This window comes from Acinetobacter sp. ANC 3929 (assembly GCF_000369405.1).
Lineage (GTDB): Bacteria > Pseudomonadota > Gammaproteobacteria > Pseudomonadales > Moraxellaceae > Acinetobacter.
This window is the reverse complement of sequence record NZ_KB849994.1, coordinates 379,881-400,756: the sequence shown is the minus strand read 5'-3', so window position 1 is coordinate 400,756 and position 20,876 is coordinate 379,881. Positions and strand designations below refer to the sequence as shown.

The window sequence follows — 20,876 nt, the reverse complement described above, 5'->3', positions numbered from 1 at the left end:
AGCTTAGAGGCAGATGTTTTTATGTAAGCATAAGCTATCGATTTTATCTTTAGCTTCATCAATATCATTTTCTGCATTACCCAACCGGGTGTCGATTACAGCAATCTTATCTTCTTGCTCTGAAATCAAAGAACCTTGTGCCTCAACTTTTTCTTCTAAATCTGAAACTTTATTTACTAGATCACTCCCACCACCGTTGCTTTCTATGCTTTCAATTTGAGCATTCAACGAATCAATAGAATCAGATAATTCATTGATTGTATTAACATTATAAATAGAAAATATAATTAAAATAAATATCAGAATGAACTGTAAAACTTCAGTTTTATTATACTTACCCAATTAAAGCCCCCTTCTCATCATTGCATAATAGGCATTAATATATTCTGAATTTGTAACATTGTTCAGATTTCTGCCTTGCTTTTTAAATATATTATCAATCTTTTGTTTCATTGAATCAGAAATATCCTCTTTATTTTTTACTTGAGAATAAACACGGTTGAGTTCAACTTTATCATCAAAGAAAGGTCTTGAAGTTGTAATCTGTACCTGACGATTGATATTTTTCATAACAACACGATCAAATTGATCGCGGGTTAATTTACCACCATTTTTTGCTTGCGCCTCTCTTAACGTTTGTATTAGGTCAGTTTGTACCGCAGAGTAATGGTCTATCTGTGATTTGTCAGTTTTTTTAGTGATCCCCAGCATTGGTAAATATGGCTGAATCGCGTTCGCAACGTTGTTAGGTGTTACGTCCAAGCTGTCAGCTTTACTTACATCTTTAGGCGGTTTATTCACTTCAATGTACATTTGCGTAATGTTTCGATAATCAGAAGGCGATAACCTATCTGCGTATTGGTGAACTACAGACTGCGGTTTCCCTTTGAAAAGTTCATCTTTATTCAGCATGATTGTGCTGTAAATAGTCGGGTCTGTTTTTACAGGCTTCTCATAAAGCGATTTACTAACTGACCGTAAACTATCAATTTGATTAGGCTTGAGAACAGATACAACATTTACAGGCAATTGCTCAAATGTCGATTGGCCAGTGATTAAGCTGTTATGCAAATCGCTATAAACTTGATCCTGCTGATCTGTTTTAATTTTATCTTGGGCTGCAAACATCTGATTTAAGCGAGTTTGGGCTTTCCCTTTTACTTCTGATGAGGCACCACTATTCCACACCACGTCGAAAGCCTTTTCTCGTGATCGACCTGGTTGACTCGCGTAACGACCAAAACCATCGTTGAGCCAGTTGTCCATTCGCTCCAAATAAGCGCGCCCCCTTGGACCGTTAGGTTGCAAGCCTGCTAATACCCTTTTTGCATCGGCATCCCCACCATGATACTGAGCTGCAATAACCATTGGATCTTTTGTGTTATATCTTTTGCTCACATCCGAAACATAATCTAAAGCCGCATCAATTACATGGGCTGGGTTGTTTATATCCCGTTCTTTGCCTAAAGATCGATCCCACTTATACCCATTTTTTTGATCCGACTTGCCGTTCCAAGTTGCAGGTATGAATTGCATAATTGATCTGGCACCAACCTCTGAGACTTGATTGTTATTAGACTTTTCGCCTGCCAAACGAAGACCAAGAACAAGGGGCACAAAATGTTCTAAGCCTTTATCTTTTGCAGCTTGAACCGTATAGATATCTAAGCGCTGATCATTGTATTTAATGTGCTTCATTTCTTCAGGCGTTAGACTTTGCAGCTCATCCACTGCTTGTTTAGCTGCTTGTGGCGGTAGATTTAAAGCGAAGTTACTATTTTCATCTGTACCGAAGGACGCTGATTCAACCAAAGCATCGACTTGGCGTTCCTCTAGTTTTTGCTGGATTAACTTAGTTGCCTTGAATGAATCGTTTAGAGAAATTTCATCTTTATATTTATCGCGGTATTGCACTGCACCACGTAAATCGTGGTTTTCAATAAACGAATTAATATTGCCAATATGTGCTTGGGTAATTGTACCTAAATAAATATTTTCTGCCTCAATAGCAGACTTGCCATCCAATTGTGCTGATTTATTAATTGCCGCTTTTAGATTTAATCGATCCTCATCAATCAAAGCGTAATTAGCTGGGTTCTCATTAATGTTTCGAATGTATCGATCGGCTGAAGCTGAATAAACACTTTTCTGGTACGTATCGTTTTCACGAACGAAATAGTTTTGCAGATTAGATTTAAAAGCAACGCTATCTCTTGATGCCAATTGGTTAAACATTTGGCGCTGACGGTTATTACCAAGCTTTGACGTGATTTCGCTTACACCATCTTGGTAGGCCCGTGAATAGTAATCTACAAAACCGCCGCCTTGACCGTCATTAAACCCAACTACATCTGCGCCTTTTTTATTACTGAATCCATCAATATTGTTAGTTTGAAGATGATTTTTTAAAGTGGCTAATTGGTTTTCAGCGTCCATTACCCGGACACGATCAGATTCATCATTAAACTGATTAACAGCTTGTGCACCTGCACCAACAAATCCTGTAAGCGCATCAAGTTGATTGCCTACCGCATTGACCGCTTCACCAGGTGTTAAACCTCCACGTATCTGAACTGAAGGTGCTTGCGCCTCATTTACTTGAGATTTGAAAACAGGTACACGCATTATTTACCGCCTCCTAAGCCTTGCAAACCACCTGCTTGCATAAATGATCCTGCCCCATCAAGTAAAGCATCAAATATTGGATTGATAGAGTTGGCTTGTACGCGCAGGCCGCGGGCTTGGTTTACATAATTTGTTTTATTAACCTGATGTCCCCAAGACTGCAAAGCCGCGTTGTAGCGTAATGTGTCAATATCACTTTGCGCCTGCATTTCTGTACTTGCCAATAAATCAATTGCTGAACCTTGTGAAACATCAATCCCATTATCGGCAAGCGCATTTATTTGACTCGATTTAAAGGACGATACTTCTCGTTGATAATCTTCGACCTGATTTTGTCCGTACTCAATTGCGTTTCGTGCTTGAATATCTTCTTGTGTCGCATTGATATCTGCGATTTGCGCTTGTTGCTTATACGCTTTTTTTGCAGCCTTAGATTTGTTATATGTGTTTAAAGCCTTAAATCCTGCAAAAGCAGCAGCTGGTGCTATCGCCATTTATGCCACCATTGCAAATGGATAGAACAATTCGCCATTTGCCCCATAAGGTTCTGCTTCACCCATTTTGAAACCGAGTCGCTTCAGGAAAGAAACTGCAGTTTCATTTTTTGCATGAACATGGTTTTCAAGCACAGAATAATTTTCTTTCATTTCGGCAAGAATGTTTTGTGCCTGCTTATAAAATTCTTTCTGATATGTGTTGATATGGACCGTACCCAATAGCCACGGGCAACCGACATTGCCGAGCATACTTGTTAAACCCACACCACAGATAAAAAGAAGCTTGCCATTAACAATGACCGCCCAAGCATCGCGAGAATATTTAACGCTTGTCTTAATTTGCCAAGCGAAATTGTCGTTGAAATATGCTTTCATTTCTTCTTTATCAGCTGGACGCAGATTTTCAACAAGAATTCGAATATCGCGCTCAGTTGGTTTGCGGATCTCAATATTAGTAATTGTCATTGGAATTCCACCTCTATAGCTAATAACTTCATAGGTAAAGGTTTATCATGTTTTACAGTAATTTGTAGGTCCTTTTGGTATGTACTGGCAACAGGAACTTGGATAAAACTATTAAGCAAATTTAATGATTGCCCATAGTTTTCATTCGAACGCGGTTTATATTCCGTAAGTTTGTTTGGATCAGTACCCGCCCATATTCCTTGCGTTTCCTGCACACGTAAGTGTACTTGAGTTGCTGTTTTTGGTTTTGCAGGATGAGTGCTTTGTGATATTAAAGGCAGTGTTTGGATCTCGCCTGTATAACTCAAGCCAACCCACACATTTGTTAATTCCCTATCTAATGTGATTTCTCCACCTGTAACTGTTTTAGGAGGCTTCACCCCACCGTCAGCAAAGATTGAAACCTCGCGCCCTTCTAGCCAGTCCAATCCCGTGATTGTTTGCGTTGGTAACCCCTTGTATTGAATAGAGCTATCCAAAAAACATTTATCTTTCATATCGATCGGTTGACGCATTAAAAGACGTTCAATAGTTCTAATCCCTTCACGCTCTACAACACAATACAAAACAGTTTGTGAGTCTTCAGGGATTGCTGCAACAGATAGGTATTTGCCTTGAGTGCGATGCTCCGCCCAAGCCCAAACTTGTTGTTGTGCGTTATACGTTAGTGAAAGAAGAACACCATCATTACGCACAAAATAGATAATATCCAAAGGATTACGCACCAAAGCACAATCAATAATTTTGTAGCCATCAAACAAATGTGGGCAAACCAAGGACAAATCAATTGTTTGATATGCGGAGTTAATGCCTTGTGACATTGATATTTCGTGAATATGCCCCGTTTGGTCTGATGAGAATATTGTGGCCCCATCTATTTCAACAGGTGTTACATCATTTGCACCAGTGCTTGAGCTTTTCTTAGCATTGACACTTGCAGCAGTCATCGCCCCATCTGACGAGACTTTCCAAAGTGCGCCGCTGGTTAAAATCAACAAATCATCCATAGGAACAAGATGTTTAACGCCGTTTCCATCGCGTGCAGCAAAACGAATTTGGATCGAGTCAGTATCTTGCAATGGGATGTGATACCCGAAATTATCGTCTGTAGCTGTGCGTGACATACGCAACCACTGCGGTGATTGATACCCACCACCATAAACTTTGCGTTGCCCATGATAAGCAATCGCTGTTGGGAAAAATTCAAATGGATTTCGAATTAAAGGCGGAGTAATAGCCCCATTAGTTTCAATATTGTCATCGGTAAAGCTTAGCTCTGTTGTTTCACCAATATAGCTTGCTAATCCCGAACGTAATTTGAAAACGTTATAACGGGTTGCGCCTGTGACCGCATCCCAGGTTAGAACATTATTGTTCCCTGCTAATGTCAGATCGTTTTTTAGAATAGGTGATTTTGCAGATGCTTGGGATTCGTTTTCTTCATTTATAGCTGTAACTTGATAAACATAATCGCGTTCTACATACCCTGTTGTATTTGGTTTATTGGCAGTGCCTAATAGATTCTGAGGCTGACCCAAGCCATACGAAACCGATACTAATTCAGTTTCCCATAGTGTTGCGCCCTTTCTAATGATTTTAAGTGGCGCGTAATTTGGGTGTGTGATTGTGATTACATCTGCAGATTGTGCATAGCGCAGTTGCATTAAATGTTCTTCTGTATACGGCAATACGAGTTCTAATGGCAGATCTAAATCGTTTAAAAGAATACCGCCGTCAGCAAAAAAATTAACCGCGTTTTTCCGTATAGCTAAAACGACTGCTTGTTCTTCACTAAATACGAATCGAACTAAACGGATGATGCCTTTATCCAATGTGTAATGGTAAATGTATTGTGAACCCGCTCGAAATGTAAGACCGCCGTATAGCTCAACGACAAAGTTTGTGCATTTAGCTACACCAGTTTGATATTTTGCTTGGTCGTATCGGCTAAACATTTCGGATGAGACAATGCCGCCATTAAAGGATAATTGCATGGTTATCTCGCTTGAATCAAAGAGCCTTCGAAATCAGGTCGGTTTTCTATTCGGTGTTGTTGCAAGTCTTTGTTGATCGCTTCTGTTTTGGCCATCGCAAACTGCTGTTCAGTTTTGTCTTGTTTTTCTTTGCTTTGTGCTAATGGGCCCGCAATTCGCCAAGCCAATAAATATGACAAAGCAATTTTAAATTTAGGCGGTAATTTAGCAAGGTCCTTTATGTCACGCACATAACGCAAAATCGGTGCTGGATCTTCTGTAAAAAGATGATCGCCTTCAATGAAAAAGCGTTCACCTGATTCAAGCTGAAACGGACGAATAAAATCACTTGGCAAAACATAAGCTGGCTTTGCTAAATACCCTGCATCAATATTCAAGGGCAAACTAGCAACAGCAAATGTCCATTGGTGATCATCATCCAATAGTTCCTGTCTGCAAATTGGGTAGTAAGTACTACACAATCGTGCATGTGGTGTTTGTTCCGTAGGATCATTAACAACATAGCCCTGCGCAAGATGCGACAGGGCTAGATTGAAAAGATCAGTAATTGATCTCATATGGTTTTACCCTGTTTTAAAACAATTCGATTCGACTACCTAAAATCGTGTAGTACCAGTTCATTGCATCACATTGTTCATTCAATAGAGCCCACCCTTTATCATCAATAAAATCGGGTTGACCTTTTTGAATGAATTCAATCAACTTATCTCGTCGCTCTTTTAACTCTTGATACTCAAGGCGAACACGATCTTGCGGAGTCTGGCTTTGATGGTATGATTTTTCAAACACATCACGCGGTGACCATGAGATATAACCTGCATGGCGTTCATCGTTCGGCTTGCCGCCGTCAACATATTCGACTAAATACCCTTGCTCAGAAGGATTTTCGTTTTCAGGGATCTGCCATCCGCGATAATCGTTGTATTCACCACGTGTCATCGTGGTCGCTAGAACAGACTTGGTGCCAATGTACGCACACAAAGATAAAGCTATTAATTTTTTTGTCATCGTTATGCCTATTCGATACGTTTACTTGGTGAAAGACCCGTACGGATACGGGCCTTATGCATTAGCTCAAAAGGTCTGATTCTTCTAACAACTCAACAAGCTGAGCCTTAGTTTCTGAGCCGTTAAGTTCAATGTCTTTTGCAACGGCTGCTGCGGTTAAAGCTTCTTTATTCATGCGTGAATAATTGCTGTTAGCGTCATTATTAGCAGGCTTTGGATCAACATCATCAAACCATAACCCTGTTTCTTCTTCGCCAACCGCAAACACTTCACCATCTTGGATAAGACGGTCTTTGTAGAAGCCCTTTTGATTTGCACGTACTTGTTTTAAGCTTTCCATGTTTAAGCCCCTGCATAAACTGGATAAGCTGCTTGCACATCACGATGATCTGAGACATGTGCAAAAACAGTACCTGCAGTGAATGGGCCGCTTGCTACAACATAATTCAAGCGGACATAACGCTTAGGCTTAACAGGCAACATCACTTCGCCAATTACACCTGAATTAAGCTCTGCACCTGTATATGCACGTGAGCTTTCGATAGTAGCCCATGTAGAGTTATCAGATGATTCCTGCAATTGGACGGTTACTGTCGCAGTCGTTGGTGAAAGGTTTTTACCACGTAGCAAAACGGGTAAGCGATTGACACTCGTTGATGCTTTCTGCAAATCAAGTGTGTCAGTAGAAGTTGCTGTGGCTGTGATGGCTTGATCCATCGACAGCACGAGTAATTTATCAATTAACATACTTACTCCTTAAACCACGCGAGATTCGGTGTTCAGTAAAGCATCAACACGACGGATAGGCATGCCATCAAACTTGGTTACGCTATGCCCGCCCTGTTCTTCAACAGTGATACGAACATTCGAACCTTTGACGCTTTGACGACGTAAGAAAGACGAGATGGTACGGTTTGCATAAATTGCAACGCGACCCGATGTTTTATGCGGAAGTAACTCAGCTGCTTGAGCGAGTAGATCAAACAGATCCGCGCCTGCACTAGCATCTTTGGTTAATGCAGTCACATCAATGTTTGCAATACGAACTACCGCACGCCAATCGCGTACTGTCACGCCTGCATTCCATTCGAAATGAGTGCGTAGCACCTGGTGCATCAAGCCGCCCGCTTCTTCTTTGGTGGTTTCACCTAAATTGCGAATTTGCAGGCCTGCTTTGGTACCACGTGGGTAAATGCCATGAACAGTGTCTTTATGCCAAACCACGAACCAAATAGAAGTGTTGTTGTTGCCTGTGCCGCCAGCATCTAGGATGTTGCGCTTATTTGCAGGGTTTGTTTGGGCAATGTCGTTAAATCGTGGTGCAAAACCTGTAAATGCCGCAGGTGTATCACGCGAATTGCCGTAAATGAGTGTTTCACCCATTGTTTGTGACATACCTTCAACAAATGCTGCGTCTTCACTTGCACGCCATTCTTGTGGGTTTTGCTCCATTTCATAAAGTTTTTTATCAACTTCAGAATATGATTCGAGCAATCCGCAAGTGTCACGGATAGCCGCTGTTGCTGATTTCTCAGATGGCACACCGTAGTTTAATAAACGCCAAGCACCTTTCGGCAAACCTGTACGAATTGTTGTTTTATGACCTGTGCCGTCATTGGCTTCAACCCACACCATATCAGCGAGCAATTCGTTACTCGCTGCTAAGATCTCAATCACTGCACTTTCGGGCGTTTGTCCGTAGCGCGCAGCTAGATCCATGAGGGTTGGTTGTAATTGTGCGACTAAAGACATAATAAGCCCTCTGTTAGTTATTTATCGCTATTGCCATACCAAAGTTGACCGAGACTTGGTGTAGAAGTGTTGTTGCCGTTACCTGTGACAATACTGTCAGGTTGTAATAGCTTGCCTACTTCTGTCATAAACCCAATCACATCTGGATGGTTGCCAAGTCCGCTACTAACTAGAAGCTTAGAGATTTTATCGCCGCGAGGTAAGGTGAGAGCCTTTTGCGCTGTCAACAGGCTTTGTTGCAATTTTTCACCGCCATATTCTGCATCGGCACGTGTTGCATCAATCCAAGAGCGAACCATTTGCTGCTGTTCTGCAACTTGGCGTTGCTGCATTTGAACGCCCAAATCAACAATTTTTTGCACCGCTTCTTGCGGCATTTTGAATTGTTGACCAAGTTCTTGCAGAACCTTTGAATCATCTCCGTTAAGTTCAAAACCTTCAGGCATCGTGAAATCTGTATAAGTAATCGGCTGTTCGGCAGCAGGCGGTTGCTCACCTCCTAACAAAGTTTCAGTAACAGGATTGTCAGTTGTAGCAGCAGAAGTTGCCGCAGGTTGAGTTGTGGTAGTTGCTGTGCCTGGTGCATCTGTAGTCGCAGGTGCAGCCGTTGTTGTAGCAGGCGTATCAGTCGTTGTCGCTGGCGCGTTGTTGTTCTCGCTCATTTTTAGCTCTCTCTTCAGTTTCTTGAATTTGTTTAAAACGCATTTTCTGCATGTCTAACCATGCATCTGTGCTAACCGTGGTAATTTCTGCAAGTAAGAAAAGACCAAACTCTCTACGCCCTTCCAAAAATGCAAAATCTGTAGGCTGTGCGCCATTTGCATATGTTGGTTCGTAAAGCTTTGCTCTTTCGATTAATCGCATTAAAAATCGTTTTCCAAAATCTGTTGCAAGTATTGACTCAATGTCTTTGACTTCTTGTTCACGTTGCAATTCATATTGGCTTTTAGGCATCAACGAATCCTCCGCCAATAGCAGCATCCGTCAGTGCATCGGTGTTTACTTCACTGACTGTGCGTAGCGCTTCAGCCTGCTGTTTACTTGCATTGGATTGCTGCAACATTGCTTCCTGTTGAGCTGCTACTTGTTGCTGTTCAGCTCGCTGGGTTCTGATTTGCTCTACTGCTTTCTTATCACGGAAAATTGTAGGCGATGCGCCAATAGTGTCTGCGTACTCATCAAGGAATTTATCAGTATCAAATTTGTCTAAAACTTGCTGATCGACTTGGGCAATTTGCCCTACCATTGCGAGCATTTGTTGCAGATTCGATGCACCAGTAGCACGTTGCGCCAAGGCAAGGATGGATACGAATTCGATCTTAATATCTGATCCTTGGATTGCTTCAGGCGCTGTTTCGGTCAAATAAGGTGTGCTTTCTAAAACACGTAATACGCACAGCTCTACAAGTGGGCGTAATAACTCATCGATCTGTCGTTCTACCACTGGGCCAAGCATAAGCATCTTTTCATTTTTGCGCTCATACACTTCTGTCGCTGTCATCTTGCCTTGATCGTATTGATCGAGCATTAAGAATAAATCTTTGAAAAACGCCCTGTTCACCCGCTCTTGGCATTGAGCTATTGAAGTGAATACACCATCTACAGCAAATTGCACATTCATCATTGGCTGTACTTGTGCAACGTTTCCTGTTGGGCTTGGGTTGTAGAAAGCTATGCCATTGGGCAATGTCTCTCTTTCCTGCCCTTTCAAATAGGAAGGTAAAAGCATTGGTGGATTGACCTGATAATCAACCCCTTTTGCAAATTGTTGATGCGCTTTCTGTAATGCTCGCATATCACCGAAGCAATCCGTTGCTGGCGACTCACCATACACATCACTACTTGATACCGTCCAACGGCCACAGATAACCTCAAAACTTTCTAGACCACTCTCACGTAGCAGTTTGTCTTGTGTATTAGCTTCATAGTAAACAGATGCGTATTTCATGTTCTTAGCGCCAAATCCTTTGGCACCAACGCGTTGGTAAATTGCGTGATGAATAACAAATTCTTGTTCTATGTTGTCGCTCTCATATGCTTGTTTGACTGTATCGGATACGGCATCTTCGCCAAAGTAGGCAATCATGTTTTCAACGGTCAGTTTGAACTTACGATAAACGCCGTTAGGCTTGTTAAAGGCATCTGTGGTAATTGCATATTCACCAAAACACATTGGAATTAAATCCATTAGCTCGGAATCATCCGAACGTGGCGCAAGTGCTGCACAAGTTCCAAATGCGCCCTCTTGCAGATAGCAATTGTGAATAGTTCTATACACATTGCTTTTTGCAAAGGTTGAATAGCAAATGTCCTGCAATTCTTTTAGCCATTGCTTCACCATCAAATCTTTTTTTAATTCGGGATCTGATGCTTCAATAACAAACCATGGTCTGCTTGGTGAACAAGTTCCTGACAACATGCCTGCAGCAAGTACTTTCAGCGCATCTTTGCCCGTGTTATCAACGATCTTGCGCCATGCTCCGCGATCATGTTTTTCTTGGTTTTTTATCGTTTTAATTGCAACAGGCAAAACGTGCAATGCAATCTCAGCGCAATAATCGTCAAGATCATTGACACGCATTTGCCAAATCTTATCAAAACGCTTTTTTAGCTTTCTGATTGCATCTTCGTTCATATTAACGACCTAAAAGAGTTTTCTTGCCTAAACGTAAATCTTCATCACTTACGCCCTGTGGATCTGTGTACAGAGTATTTGCAATTCCACCTGACATAGAGCTTTGTGCTTGTTGCATTCGGTCAATCGTGCCAGATGCATCTGCTGATTTTGCAGATTGGCGAATAGGTTGTGGTGGTGGTGCTTGGACCTGCACAGTTGGTTGTTTATTGCTGCCAAGCAATCCGCCTAACTGACTACCAATTACGCCGCCTGTTAAGGCATCTACTACTTTGTTCACACACATTTCAGTTACTCCAAAAACTTGTTTTTAGCATTATGGCAATGCAACTGCTGATCGACCTTGTTTCCTGTTGACACTACTAATCATATGGATCGTAATTTCTACGTGATTGGCTGCTATGAATGGCCTGCATCACCTTGCGTTTCGGTGTATCAATCTGCGCATTGATAATTGCAGATCCGTAATCGGGGCTTCGACCGAGGCGCTTGACGATATCTTCACGTGACTCAACTTGAATGTTCTTACCTTGCAGCGACCAACGTGGCGCTGTTAAATCTGCAAGTAATTCAGGTTCAGGCGGCAATGCAACAATGCTGTTGTACGCAGGATCTAAAGATTCACGGAGTTGCCACCAAAGTTGTGTGCGCATGTTGTGGAAAGTAAGTTGATTTGATCGGTCAAACGATGTTGCGGATTGCCGTACGTCAACTGGAATTACATGTAATCCTGATTGATTCAAGAAATCATAAGTACTTGCGCCCACTCCGATTACATCGACATGGATTGGTGCTTCATCACGCACATGGCTAACTGCAAATGATGCAGAAGCAGGACCATCTTTAGATTGAATGCCTTCAAGTACATTCGCCCGGTTATACCAATGTCCATGACGCGCATAGCCGATTGTGCTGTCTTTACCGCCTCGTGCAACGTCAAGGCCGTATGAATCCATTGGGAAATCGCCCTTGTACAAAACGCGCATTTCGTCTTCAGGTTTCCAACGTGCTTGTGCAGCTTCTACCCATTCTGTTGGGATAACTTGCCATGGATCATCTTCAATGCCTGCGCCGAAATCGCCGTATAGCATTTGCGACCGTAAAGGCTCAGGCAAGGATTGCAGTACGCTCATATATCCTGTCTCCATGTAGTATTTATTGTCTGTCACACGTGCAGGAATGAATGTGCGTGACATAGGTTTGATAATGTGCTCAGGTTTAAATTTGGTAGAATCAAAGTCATAGACCACTTGATCGTCTATCAACACAAATGGTTTGTTGTTCTCAACTTCATGGTCCTTGCCCTTTACGGTTGCAAACCAACGTAGTTCGCCGGGCGCTGCTGGCTTTTGATGTCCTTTCTTAATCCATGGTGCAAAGTAATTAATCACCCATCGACCATCGGCATTTGTTGGTGGGTTGAAGGTCATAAGCACTTTGGATTTGATTCTAGGATCTGAAGAACGGTTCCAACCCATTACAAATCGCGCTTGGTATTCGCGGATCTCTGTTGCTTCATCCAAGGCCTTCAAGTCGTGTGCACGACCTTGCCAACGCTTCTCATCACCTGGGTTATCCAATCCGCCGAATTCAATTAGATGGCCGCATCCCAAATTCCAAAATGATTTCTGCGAGTTGAATCCTTTCTTATGCCCTAGGATTTCTTCTGTACGTTGCACAATACCTTCTGTTTGCGCTTTCTCGCGACGTACAACAAGCACACGCTTATGTTTGTTTAGCGCAGATCCAACGATCAAGTCGGTCTTTCCTCCGCCTGCTGCACCGCCGTAGCCAATTACATCGGCATGCGATAAATACGCTGCTAGTTGTGGTCCTTCAAGCGGAAACCACACAGGCGCATTGGCAAGTAACTTGCTGATTTCTGCTTGTTCATCATCATCAAGCGATAGTAAATATTGCTCAATTTCTGATTCGCTCATATCCGCAAGCAATGCAAGAATCTGTTCGTCAGTGTTTTTGGTCATATATCCATCCAATCTTCTTTCCCAAAAACGAGCATGTAGCTAATCGCAGATACGAACCAAATATCTGCTAGTTCTTTATGGTTCGTATCACCAAAAAGTTTGAAATAAAGTGATGCGCTACCTATAAACATCATCCAAGTGAAGTAATTAATTGCCTTTTTCTTACTTACTATTTTTAGTAGGACCATAATCAAAGTGGCAATGGCTATGATTAGTGGCAAAAGCGACAAACTTAGAATCGTGCTCATGATCAATACCCGCCATGTTTAATAAACCATATGCCTATGGCTATGCCTAAAGCGACAATCAAAATTGCTTCAAATGGAGTCAACATGGTTCTCCTTGCAACAAGCGCATTGCTCTAACTCAGGCGTAATAACCTGATCGTTGTTATCAAATTGCAATTGACCTAATGCAGACCAATACATCCTACGAAGTTCTGGCGTGTCTTGTAGGTGGAGAAATGCAAGTTCAAATTGGTATGTGCATGTTGCGTTATGTCCATGTGGGTTGCTATGTGCGTGTTGATTAGCTAAACAGATTTCCCAAGCCAATTGCACAGCAGCGATTTTGTACTGCCCATCTTCATAAATAAAAAGGCGCTCGCCATGTTGAAATACAAGTTTCTGATAACTCAGTGTGTTCTTGATTGATTGTTCAAATTGTTCACGCATCTTTCTTCTCCTTATTCGCTTTGTGCAACTTAGCCAAAGCAGATAGCTTTTTGCTTGCAGATTTAGTGTCTGTTAATGGGTTATCGGGATCATTGCTGTGAACAAGGTGATCTTTGAACATGCCAAGATGCTTGCCCATATCGACTAATGCAGATCGCTTATCGCTGAGTTTGAACTTGGTGCGCTTCACATTACGAGCATCGTCTCCGCGCCCCTCTGTGTACTCCTCAACGACAATTTCACTAATTGCAGCTGCTTGATCACGTGTAAGAGTAGAAAAATCAGTTACTGGATCACCGCCGTTTGTGATGGTGATGTAATCAAGCATGTTGCTAAATCCGATTTTCTCTAATTCTTTCATCACTTTATCTTGTGTGATCTTTGTGCGTTCGGTGATTTCCGCTTCACCAATTTCAATGGCTTTTTTAACTTCAGGTTTTCTCAAGTTTTCTTCACCGATTGAATACGCAGTTTTTGCAGAATACCCAGCGCGAATTGCAGCTTGCGTTGCGTTACGATCAACCAGATATTCATTGACAAATCTTTGTTGTTTTCCGCGTAAAGCCATTAGATAACCTCCTTATAGCAATACCCATTGCAAATACGTCTAGCCATTTCGTGTGATATCTCGTACTTGTGACCAAGCTGACGCAACGAAAGGCCTGATTTATATAATTCTCGAATGTTTTTCACATCATCCTCAGATACTTTTGGCGTAGAGCAACGTTTTACCTTGTCTTTCACCACGTACTGCGGAAGAAACGCTAATACAGGCATGTCGCCCTCCTGCCAAACCGTTAAATTTTTCGTTTTTGTCTTTTTAGTGGCGTTAAGGCGTTTAAATATGTTTTTTATGGAAAGTCCTATATATATAAATAGAAAGTTCCTGAAAATTACGCCCTAAACGCCTTAACGCCACCTGCCGACCACTACAAACACGTAAAATATTGCGAATACGCAAAAAGCTACGTGTTCGACCCATAAAACTAATTACTAGGTGTGTCAAAATCCGCAAATTCTGCGGAAACACGCACGCGAATACCCAGCATTTTCCTTGCACCGTTTACGCCTTTAGCTGTTCGGAACCTACTACTTAAACGACGCCCTAAACTTCTTGCAGTTGGGATGTACCTTAATTCGCCATTTTTAACCGCGTAGGTTTGCCAACTTGCCCATAAATTTGCAGATAAATCCCAAACCTTTTCCGTGTCACCGAGCTCGCAGCATTCACTAATCCAATCCTTGAGCAGATCCATTTCGTCTTTATATTCGTCACGTGCCGCTTTCGTTTTGCCAGGTTCCTGCAATCCATCCTGCTGATACTCAAGCGCACCGCGCACCAACCAAGCCAAAACGCCTTCAATCTCAGCAAGCAATTTCTCTGATCGATTTGTGTCTTTGACTAAGGTTTTGTCTGCGTCATAGTTGCGCTGAAAAGGCACCATCATTAATCGACGCCAAATCCCATGGTCACCGCCCTTAATAATCGGTTTATGGTTAGTTGGCATGATCGTGGTCCATGTCGGCTTGAACTCAACTGAACCCTTGGCATAGAGGCCACGTGCAGTCACCGACTCGCCGCCTGTTAATGACTTAACAAGGCCCTCTTTCAATTCTTGGTTTTCTTCAGGCTCGTTCACATAGACAAAGCGCGAACCACGTAATCGAAGTAAATCTTCACGTGCACCGCCTGCACTGCTCTTGCCCGCACCTAAAAACGTTTCAGCTGGTGTTGTTTTGGCATAATCACCAAGCGCCTTGAAAATCGTTGTTAGGATCGTGGATTTACCATTAGAGCCATCACCGAATGGGATGATCATCAAGTTTTCTTTTGGATTGCCTAGAATTGAGTACCCCATCAAACGACGAAAGAAATCCGCCATTTCTTGATCACCAAAAAAGGCATCAAGTACGGTTGCTTCGAATAATGGGCATTTCGCTTTGTGGTTGTAATCAACGCCTGTGCTATTGGTAATCAGCAAGTCCTGATTAGGTTTGACCAGATCACCCGTGCGTAAGTCCACAGCACCATTGGCACAACCAAGAAGATAAATGTCGCTGTCCAATTCGTTGAAAGGTACAAGAACACGCGGATCTGATTGAGCAAGAGACACCATGTTTTTAACCATGAACGCCTTTTGACTCGCTGCACAGAATTGATAGAACTCAGCACGCTGAGCATCGTCATCAATCTTTTTGGCTTCATCGCCTAAAGCTAAAACAGTTTGCTTTGCATATTGCTCGATAACCATGTTCACACATGGTTCCCAATAAATGCTATTCCAACGGAACCAACAACTTGTTTCTGCTACATACATAATCTCAGTGCCATAGGCATCAAGCATTCTTGAAGCATTGCCGAATTCAGTCATCGGGCGCTTTTGAGCATCATCCAGTGCGATTTGCACCTTCTTGCCACCCATAGCGATATTGATTTCGCGTTGTGTAATAGATACTTTTGAAAGTTGCTTGAATCGTTGCTGTAACAGGCCCGAAAGCTCAACACGTAAAGCAACGTCAGTGCCTGCAACCTTACCTGCTTCTTTGGCCACAACTTGCAAGAGCTCTTGTGTCTCTTGGCATTCAATGATTTTGTTTTTTATATCAGCTAGAACTTTGCGTTTTTCTAAACGTATTTTTTCTTGCTTTGATTCGCGCCCAACTTTGAGTAGCCAATGCGCTGTGATGATATTTGAACCTGTTTGCTCAAAGGTCCCCCATCTATATTCGTGGTCTTCAAACGAAGAATAATTGCTTGCTGTTGCTGCCCAGTCGTTCCAAAGCTGCAAAGCATCATCACTGGCACTGAACTCGTGATGCAAAGACATGCCCACACGAACCCAAGTTTCAAAATCTTCATTGTCGATATAACCTAAATATTTTTTTGCATCGTCAAGCGACCATCCGATAGTCGCAGTTATATTGTTTAGAAAGTCTTCGTCATCATCCAATTCGCTAGACGTCAAAGCGCCCACACGTGACTTGCTATTTTTGACGCGCAATAAGCCATGTTCTTCAGCCATACGTTCAAAGACCTGAACGGCTTCTGCAACTTGTTCTTTGGTAATAACAGGCAATGAATTAGCAGCAAACTCAGTAATACCACCGAAGAAATCGACCCACTCGTATGGTTGTTTTGTATCAGGGTGCACGTGGTACGCGACGAATTGTTGACCACGGCCTAACATTTCGATACGCTGTTTCTGCATTTGTTTAAAAGGTTTATCAACTTCTGTAGGGTCTGCAAACCATGCAGAAGTTGATTTTCCCCAATTCGCTTCTTCTGCTCTATACACAAGCAAAATCTTAGGCGCTCGTCCTACCCGCTCACAGCTCAGCCCTAAATTATCACGACACCAATCTGCAAATTTCTCTGCCAGCTCTGGATCAGTCACGTCGATATCAACCGCACAGATCGGGAAAGGCCCTTGACCAGTTAAGATGCCCACACCTTGATTTGCATACTTCGGCACATCAATAGCAGTGAGTCGTACATTCTGCCATTCATCCATCACAGGGCGCTTCATACCCTGCTTGATCGGGATGATCATGTAGTGATTGGCTAAGAGGTTTTTGCCGTGTTCCTTGAAATAGCTCACTCGGCACCCCCCTTGAGCGCTTGCTCTAACTCTTGCTCAAGTTCATACAAGACATTTGCTGCTTCAATGCTTGTTGACCAGCACTTTTGACGTTTGGTGCTGACAATTTTCATTACTGCATCCACCCGCTTTTGCAGCTCATCCACCTCGCTCTGGCGGTGATTCCAAGCGCGATGCTGGGCTTCTTTCTCAGCATCATTTTCATCAATTGAGAAAATTGATTCATATAGATTACGAATTTGAGCTGAATCCTCACAATCATTGACTTTGCAGAAGTCAGAGTAATGCCATTTATCGAATTCACATGTCATCCCTAAGCCCTCCCTTTAATGCAGCCCGCACAATGCCCAACACCAAAAGACAGGTATCGAGCACCATTTTTAGGGCAATGCGGTTTATGCAAAGAACGGGCTTTCTTTAATGAAGCCCCGTCAATTTTTGCTAAAAGAATGTCGCGCTTTTTCATGCCGTTGCCCCTTTTGATTCGGATAAATCTTCGAACTCTTTTGGAGCTGCAACATCAAAGCGCTCAGGGTAAAGCAGTTGCATTTCGTTAATTTCACCGTTAAAGAATTGAGCTAATTTCTCAGCCAATTCCAAAGAAGGCCGTTGTGCCCCGCTTTCAATCCGTGAAAGATTCCCTGCATCAGAGGAAACCGCAGCAGCAACTTCTGCTAGTGAATACTTATGAATTTCTCTAATGCGACGAAGTGGTGTCATCGTTTTCGCCTTGTTTTTTACTAATAACTGGAACTATGTTGCATTAAACGCAACTAATTAGCAATACATGTTGCGCATAAATTCATTGCGTTTGACGCAATATTAACGATAAAATTTCTCAACAATGCAAAACTTTGCAAATTGAGACACGTTATGAAAGCCGAATTAGGAAATGCAATTAAACAATTGCGTAGTGCTACAAAGATGAGTCAACAAACACTTGCTGAAAAGATCGGAGTCGATAAAGGCAATGTATCAAGATATGAGTCTGGCAAGCAGTACCCCGATTTCCCTACACTTGAAAAAATTGCTCAGGCATTCAATACAACTGTCTCAGAACTATTCAAAACAGCCGAAAATAAATTAGAAAATAACGTTACTCATTTGAAAAGAAACAATCTTTTGCCAGTGCTCACATGGGTACAAGCGGGAACTTTCACAAACGTTCAGGCAGTTGATTTAACAGAAGTTACAGAATGGATGCCCGCCCCAGAAGATCCATGTGATGATTGTTTTTATTTAAAAGTTAAAGGTGTAAGCAATGAGCCAGACTTTTATGAAGGCGATTATATCCTAGTCGATCCCACTGTTTGGTATTCAGATATGATCTCAGGCGATCTCATAGTAGTCCGTAAGGGAAACGATGCCACTTTCAAAAAGTTAGTAATAGAGTCTAACGGCAATAGATACCTTCAAGCACTTAATTCAAATTTTCAACCTAACATCATCCCACTAGATGAAGATTGCCATTTTGTAGGTCAAGTTGTTGATTCATTCAGAAGAACTTATAAGGTTAAAAGACGTTCGCGCCCTAATTAAAAATATAAAATTTTAAAAATCAAAGGCCTGCTTTAAAAGCAGGTTTTTTTATGCATATTTTTTAAAAATTGCGCTTGACGCAACTTTGAGTTGCGTTTAACTTATCCATATGTTGAGCCAAACGCAACAAAAGAAGGATAAAGTTATGACAATCGCAATTCCAGAATTCCGTCAACAAACCTGTGTAGCGCTAATCAGCGCTGGCATTACGCAACAAGCACAGATCATTTCAACGGTCGCTGCCCTAGAAAAGTTTGTATTCAACCTTGATGAGTACGCAGGAAAAACTTCTAACCCTGAAGTTAAGAATGCAGAAACTGAAAAGGCATCAAACAAAAAAAATAATGCTGCAGTCGAAGCACAAAAAGCAGCTGATGAATCCGCTGAAAAAGTTGCTGAAGCAGCGAGCGCAGAACAAGTTGAAGAAACTGCAGCCACTGAAACTGAAACCGTTTCAGAGGAAGCAGTTAATAAAATCACTAAGGATGACGTTACTAAAGCAATGATCGGTCTAGGTAAAAAGCACGGTCGTAAGGCAATTGCATCGGTTTTAGAGCAAGTAGGTGCCGAAAACATGTCAGGTGTTGCTGAGGCTGATTATTTGAAAGTCATTCAATTAGTTGAAGGATACGCAGCATGAAAAAAGGACGTTTCGATGAAATCGTAGAAAAGCGTTTAAACGCTGACGATTTCGCAGAACCACAAGAAATCACCCAAGGTGAAAAGATCGCTGCAATCGTATTTTTCAGCGTCATGGGTGCTTTGATTATTTACTGTGCTGCAATTAGCTACTAAGGGGTTTGCCATGACTTCACACGCTAAATTAAGCCCGTCTGCTGCACACCGTTGGATGCATTGCGCGGGCAGCATGATCCTAGAAAAAGATATCCCTGATTCTACATCTGAGCATGCGGATTTAGGTACAGCGGCTCATTTCCTTGCGTCTGAGAGCTTAGAGCAAGGTAAAAACGCGACTGATTTTCTGAACCGTCAAATCTATATCAAAGAAGGTGCAGCGCATTGGAGTGATATAGACGAGCAAATGAAATGCAGTTCTTACTTCACTGTCGATCTGGAAATGACAGAGAACGTACAGGTTTATCTTGATGCTGTGCGCTCACAGGCAGAAGGCAACGAGCTGTTAGTCGAACAACGTGTTGAGTTCTCTAACTACATCAACTCGGAAAATGCTTTCGGCACAAGTGACGCCATTGTTCTAACCGCTGATGAAATCCAAGTACACGACCTGAAATACGGTCGTGGTGTGAAAGTCGACGCAGAAAATAATGAGCAATTGAAGCTGTACGGTTTAGGCGCATTAAACGAGTTCGGTTTGATCGGCGACTTTAAACAAGTCCGAATGGTCATCCACCAACCACGCTTAGGCTATATGTCAGAAGCGGTTTGCACAATCGAAGAACTCGAAGCATTTGCACAAGAAGCTAAATCATCTGCTGAATACATCCGCTGCTTGGAAGTCGGTTTGGGCGAAGGCGATGGAGGTGCAATTGCTGATTTTGAGGGTTCTTTTAATCCAGGTGAGAAGCAATGCCAGTGGTGTAAAGCCAAAGCAAACTGCAAAGCACTTGAAAAGCACAACTTGCAAACTGTACTGGGCGATTTTGACGACCTAACAGAAGTCGATTTGCCAACTGAGATTGCACAGGCCACAGAGCAAGTCTGGATTGCTACAAACCCACAACTAAGCCGTATGTACGCAGCTATCCCCCTTCTCGAAGGCTGGATAAAGGCAGTCGATTCAGCAGTTCACCAGAAGCTACACGCTGGCGAAGCTGTTGACGGATTCAAGCTAGTTCAAGGTAAACAAGGCAACCGCACTTGGGCAAATCCTGAAGAAGCAGAAGCAATGCTTAAAAGCATGCGCCTCAAAACTGAGGAAATGTACGACCTCAAATTAATTAGCCCAACGACAGCCGAAAAACTCAAAAAAGCTGAAGTTATCGGCCCACGCCAATGGACCAAAGTAGAAGCCCTTATTACTCGTGCTGACGGTAAACCTACTGTCGCACCGATTAGCGACAAACGTCCTGCACTGGATGTAAACCCACAAAACGATTTTGACGATCTCACTGCTTAATGGAG

Annotated in this window: 27 protein-coding genes and 1 pseudogene; 4 read left to right on the top strand and 24 right to left on the bottom strand. The window is 42.4% G+C overall.

Annotated elements, in window-relative coordinates; all coding sequences use genetic code 11:
• Window positions 1-3 precede the first annotated feature (3 nt).
• The 24 genes and pseudogenes from F909_RS17795 to F909_RS17895 all read right to left on the bottom strand — a co-directional run bounded on the left by F909_RS17795 (window position 4) and on the right by F909_RS17895 (window position 17,954).
• The gene (locus F909_RS17795) at window positions 4-342 is read right to left on the bottom strand and encodes a hypothetical protein (protein WP_005145549.1); all 339 of its coding nucleotides are present in this window, start codon (window positions 340-342) and stop codon (window positions 4-6) included.
• Window positions 343-2,625 carry a transglycosylase SLT domain-containing protein gene (locus F909_RS17800; protein WP_005145547.1) on the bottom strand — a complete coding sequence of 761 codons (2,283 nt, stop codon included), beginning with the start codon at window positions 2,623-2,625 and terminating at the stop codon, window positions 343-345. It lies immediately after the preceding gene.
• Window positions 2,625-3,119: a hypothetical protein gene (locus F909_RS17805; protein ID WP_005145544.1), complete on the bottom strand. Its 495-nt coding sequence runs from the start codon at window positions 3,117-3,119 to the stop codon at window positions 2,625-2,627. Before F909_RS17805 ends, F909_RS17800 begins: the two co-directional genes overlap by 1 nt.
• Window positions 3,120-3,587, bottom strand: a complete 468-nt coding sequence (locus F909_RS17810) for a hypothetical protein (protein ID WP_005145543.1) — start codon at window positions 3,585-3,587, stop codon at window positions 3,120-3,122. It abuts the gene before it with no gap.
• Window positions 3,584-5,581: a phage tail protein gene (locus F909_RS17815; RefSeq protein ID WP_005145541.1), complete on the bottom strand. Its 1,998-nt coding sequence runs from the start codon at window positions 5,579-5,581 to the stop codon at window positions 3,584-3,586. The genes F909_RS17810 and F909_RS17815 overlap by 4 nt, the downstream gene beginning before the upstream one ends.
• A gap of 2 nt (window positions 5,582-5,583) precedes the next feature.
• Window positions 5,584-6,138, bottom strand: a complete 555-nt coding sequence (locus F909_RS17820) for a phage connector family protein (protein ID WP_005145539.1) — start codon at window positions 6,136-6,138, stop codon at window positions 5,584-5,586.
• A 16-nt stretch (window positions 6,139-6,154) separates the two neighbouring features.
• Complete coding sequence (locus F909_RS21710) at window positions 6,155-6,370, bottom strand: crAss001_48 related protein (protein ID WP_081401895.1); 216 nt, start codon at window positions 6,368-6,370, stop codon at window positions 6,155-6,157.
• Window positions 6,353-6,520: pseudogene (locus F909_RS21385) on the bottom strand (DUF2829 domain-containing protein); the annotation flags it as partial. The pseudogene F909_RS21385 and the gene F909_RS21710, both read right to left, overlap by 18 nt.
• A gap of 130 nt (window positions 6,521-6,650) precedes the next feature.
• Window positions 6,651-6,929 (bottom strand): hypothetical protein, encoded by a 279-nt coding sequence (locus tag F909_RS17825; protein WP_005145535.1) that lies wholly within the window; start codon window positions 6,927-6,929, stop codon window positions 6,651-6,653.
• A gap of 2 nt (window positions 6,930-6,931) precedes the next feature.
• Window positions 6,932-7,336, bottom strand: coding sequence for a Bbp16 family capsid cement protein (locus tag F909_RS17830; RefSeq protein ID WP_005145533.1), 405 nt, complete (start codon window positions 7,334-7,336; stop codon window positions 6,932-6,934).
• Window positions 7,337-7,345: 9 nt separating this feature from the next.
• Window positions 7,346-8,341: a major capsid protein gene (locus F909_RS17835; protein ID WP_005145531.1), complete on the bottom strand. Its 996-nt coding sequence runs from the start codon at window positions 8,339-8,341 to the stop codon at window positions 7,346-7,348.
• 17 nt (window positions 8,342-8,358) lie between these two features.
• Window positions 8,359-9,003 (bottom strand): hypothetical protein, encoded by a 645-nt coding sequence (locus F909_RS17840; RefSeq protein WP_005145529.1) that lies wholly within the window; start codon window positions 9,001-9,003, stop codon window positions 8,359-8,361.
• Window positions 8,966-9,295 (bottom strand): Bbp19 family protein, encoded by a 330-nt coding sequence (locus F909_RS17845; protein ID WP_005145527.1) that lies wholly within the window; start codon window positions 9,293-9,295, stop codon window positions 8,966-8,968. The genes F909_RS17840 and F909_RS17845 overlap by 38 nt, the downstream gene beginning before the upstream one ends.
• Window positions 9,288-10,976 (bottom strand): portal protein, encoded by a 1,689-nt coding sequence (locus F909_RS17850; RefSeq protein ID WP_005145522.1) that lies wholly within the window; start codon window positions 10,974-10,976, stop codon window positions 9,288-9,290. The genes F909_RS17845 and F909_RS17850 overlap by 8 nt, the downstream gene beginning before the upstream one ends.
• Window position 10,977: 1 nt before the next feature.
• Window positions 10,978-11,262: a hypothetical protein gene (locus F909_RS17855; RefSeq protein WP_005145521.1), complete on the bottom strand. Its 285-nt coding sequence runs from the start codon at window positions 11,260-11,262 to the stop codon at window positions 10,978-10,980.
• A gap of 76 nt (window positions 11,263-11,338) precedes the next feature.
• Window positions 11,339-12,961, bottom strand: a complete 1,623-nt coding sequence (locus F909_RS17860) for a hypothetical protein (protein WP_005145520.1) — start codon at window positions 12,959-12,961, stop codon at window positions 11,339-11,341.
• Window positions 12,958-13,209, bottom strand: a complete 252-nt coding sequence (locus F909_RS17865; RefSeq protein WP_005145519.1) for a hypothetical protein — start codon at window positions 13,207-13,209, stop codon at window positions 12,958-12,960. Before F909_RS17865 ends, F909_RS17860 begins: the two co-directional genes overlap by 4 nt.
• 69 nt (window positions 13,210-13,278) lie before the next feature.
• A complete protein-coding gene (locus F909_RS17870) occupies window positions 13,279-13,635 on the bottom strand; it encodes a hypothetical protein (RefSeq protein ID WP_005145518.1) in 357 nt (118 codons plus the stop codon).
• Window positions 13,628-14,203 carry a terminase small subunit gene (locus tag F909_RS17875; RefSeq protein ID WP_005145516.1) on the bottom strand — a complete coding sequence of 192 codons (576 nt, stop codon included), beginning with the start codon at window positions 14,201-14,203 and terminating at the stop codon, window positions 13,628-13,630. The genes F909_RS17870 and F909_RS17875 overlap by 8 nt, the downstream gene beginning before the upstream one ends.
• Complete coding sequence (locus F909_RS21380; RefSeq protein WP_005145514.1) at window positions 14,203-14,412, bottom strand: hypothetical protein; 210 nt, start codon at window positions 14,410-14,412, stop codon at window positions 14,203-14,205. The genes F909_RS17875 and F909_RS21380 overlap by 1 nt, the downstream gene beginning before the upstream one ends.
• A 209-nt stretch (window positions 14,413-14,621) precedes the next feature.
• Entirely contained in the window at window positions 14,622-17,234 is a 2,613-nt protein-coding gene (locus tag F909_RS17885; protein WP_005145512.1) for a phage/plasmid primase, P4 family, read from the bottom strand.
• Window positions 17,231-17,545 carry a hypothetical protein gene (locus F909_RS17890; protein ID WP_005145511.1) on the bottom strand — a complete coding sequence of 105 codons (315 nt, stop codon included), beginning with the start codon at window positions 17,543-17,545 and terminating at the stop codon, window positions 17,231-17,233. Before F909_RS17890 ends, F909_RS17885 begins: the two co-directional genes overlap by 4 nt.
• Before the next feature lie 2 nt (window positions 17,546-17,547).
• Window positions 17,548-17,700 (bottom strand): hypothetical protein, encoded by a 153-nt coding sequence (locus tag F909_RS21210; RefSeq protein ID WP_005145509.1) that lies wholly within the window; start codon window positions 17,698-17,700, stop codon window positions 17,548-17,550.
• Entirely contained in the window at window positions 17,697-17,954 is a 258-nt protein-coding gene (locus F909_RS17895) for a helix-turn-helix domain-containing protein (protein WP_005145507.1), read from the bottom strand. The genes F909_RS21210 and F909_RS17895 overlap by 4 nt, the downstream gene beginning before the upstream one ends.
• Before the next feature lie 153 nt (window positions 17,955-18,107).
• Here F909_RS17895 and F909_RS17900 point away from each other — a divergent pair, with 153 nt between their 5' ends.
• From F909_RS17900 to F909_RS17910, 4 genes are all read left to right on the top strand, one after another.
• A complete protein-coding gene (locus F909_RS17900) occupies window positions 18,108-18,773 on the top strand; it encodes a LexA family protein (RefSeq protein WP_005145505.1) in 666 nt (221 codons plus the stop codon).
• A 145-nt stretch (window positions 18,774-18,918) separates the two neighbouring features.
• Window positions 18,919-19,413: a hypothetical protein gene (locus F909_RS17905; RefSeq protein ID WP_005145503.1), complete on the top strand. Its 495-nt coding sequence runs from the start codon at window positions 18,919-18,921 to the stop codon at window positions 19,411-19,413.
• Window positions 19,410-19,568, top strand: a complete 159-nt coding sequence (locus F909_RS21205; RefSeq protein WP_005145501.1) for a hypothetical protein — start codon at window positions 19,410-19,412, stop codon at window positions 19,566-19,568. Before F909_RS17905 ends, F909_RS21205 begins: the two co-directional genes overlap by 4 nt.
• A 10-nt stretch (window positions 19,569-19,578) precedes the next feature.
• The gene (locus F909_RS17910) at window positions 19,579-20,871 is read left to right on the top strand and encodes a DUF2800 domain-containing protein (RefSeq protein WP_005145499.1); all 1,293 of its coding nucleotides are present in this window, start codon (window positions 19,579-19,581) and stop codon (window positions 20,869-20,871) included.
• Window positions 20,872-20,876 lie beyond the last annotated feature (5 nt).

Coding starts and splice junctions, on each gene's coding strand:
- F909_RS17800 (WP_005145547.1), bottom strand. CDS start 2,625: ATGCGTGTACCTGTTTTCAAATCTCAAGTAAATGAGGCGCAAGCACCT.
- F909_RS17805 (WP_005145544.1), bottom strand. CDS start 3,119: ATGGCGATAGCACCAGCTGCTGCTTTTGCAGGATTTAAGGCTTTAAAC.
- F909_RS17810 (WP_005145543.1), bottom strand. CDS start 3,587: ATGACAATTACTAATATTGAGATCCGCAAACCAACTGAGCGCGATATT.
- F909_RS17815 (WP_005145541.1), bottom strand. CDS start 5,581: ATGCAATTATCCTTTAATGGCGGCATTGTCTCATCCGAAATGTTTAGC.
- F909_RS17820 (WP_005145539.1), bottom strand. CDS start 6,138: ATGAGATCAATTACTGATCTTTTCAATCTAGCCCTGTCGCATCTTGCG.
- F909_RS17825 (WP_005145535.1), bottom strand. CDS start 6,929: ATGGAAAGCTTAAAACAAGTACGTGCAAATCAAAAGGGCTTCTACAAA.
- F909_RS17830 (WP_005145533.1), bottom strand. CDS start 7,336: ATGTTAATTGATAAATTACTCGTGCTGTCGATGGATCAAGCCATCACA.
- F909_RS17835 (WP_005145531.1), bottom strand. CDS start 8,341: ATGTCTTTAGTCGCACAATTACAACCAACCCTCATGGATCTAGCTGCG.
- F909_RS17840 (WP_005145529.1), bottom strand. CDS start 9,003: ATGAGCGAGAACAACAACGCGCCAGCGACAACGACTGATACGCCTGCT.
- F909_RS17845 (WP_005145527.1), bottom strand. CDS start 9,295: ATGCCTAAAAGCCAATATGAATTGCAACGTGAACAAGAAGTCAAAGAC.
- F909_RS17850 (WP_005145522.1), bottom strand. CDS start 10,976: ATGAACGAAGATGCAATCAGAAAGCTAAAAAAGCGTTTTGATAAGATT.
- F909_RS17855 (WP_005145521.1), bottom strand. CDS start 11,262: ATGTGTGTGAACAAAGTAGTAGATGCCTTAACAGGCGGCGTAATTGGT.
- F909_RS17860 (WP_005145520.1), bottom strand. CDS start 12,961: ATGACCAAAAACACTGACGAACAGATTCTTGCATTGCTTGCGGATATG.
- F909_RS17865 (WP_005145519.1), bottom strand. CDS start 13,209: ATGAGCACGATTCTAAGTTTGTCGCTTTTGCCACTAATCATAGCCATT.
- F909_RS17870 (WP_005145518.1), bottom strand. CDS start 13,635: ATGCGTGAACAATTTGAACAATCAATCAAGAACACACTGAGTTATCAG.
- F909_RS17875 (WP_005145516.1), bottom strand. CDS start 14,203: ATGGCTTTACGCGGAAAACAACAAAGATTTGTCAATGAATATCTGGTT.
- F909_RS21380 (WP_005145514.1), bottom strand. CDS start 14,412: ATGCCTGTATTAGCGTTTCTTCCGCAGTACGTGGTGAAAGACAAGGTA.
- F909_RS17890 (WP_005145511.1), bottom strand. CDS start 17,545: ATGACATGTGAATTCGATAAATGGCATTACTCTGACTTCTGCAAAGTC.
- F909_RS21210 (WP_005145509.1), bottom strand. CDS start 17,700: ATGAAAAAGCGCGACATTCTTTTAGCAAAAATTGACGGGGCTTCATTA.
- F909_RS17895 (WP_005145507.1), bottom strand. CDS start 17,954: ATGACACCACTTCGTCGCATTAGAGAAATTCATAAGTATTCACTAGCA.
- F909_RS17900 (WP_005145505.1), top strand. CDS start 18,108: ATGAAAGCCGAATTAGGAAATGCAATTAAACAATTGCGTAGTGCTACA.
- F909_RS17905 (WP_005145503.1), top strand. CDS start 18,919: ATGACAATCGCAATTCCAGAATTCCGTCAACAAACCTGTGTAGCGCTA.
- F909_RS21205 (WP_005145501.1), top strand. CDS start 19,410: ATGAAAAAAGGACGTTTCGATGAAATCGTAGAAAAGCGTTTAAACGCT.
- F909_RS17910 (WP_005145499.1), top strand. CDS start 19,579: ATGACTTCACACGCTAAATTAAGCCCGTCTGCTGCACACCGTTGGATG.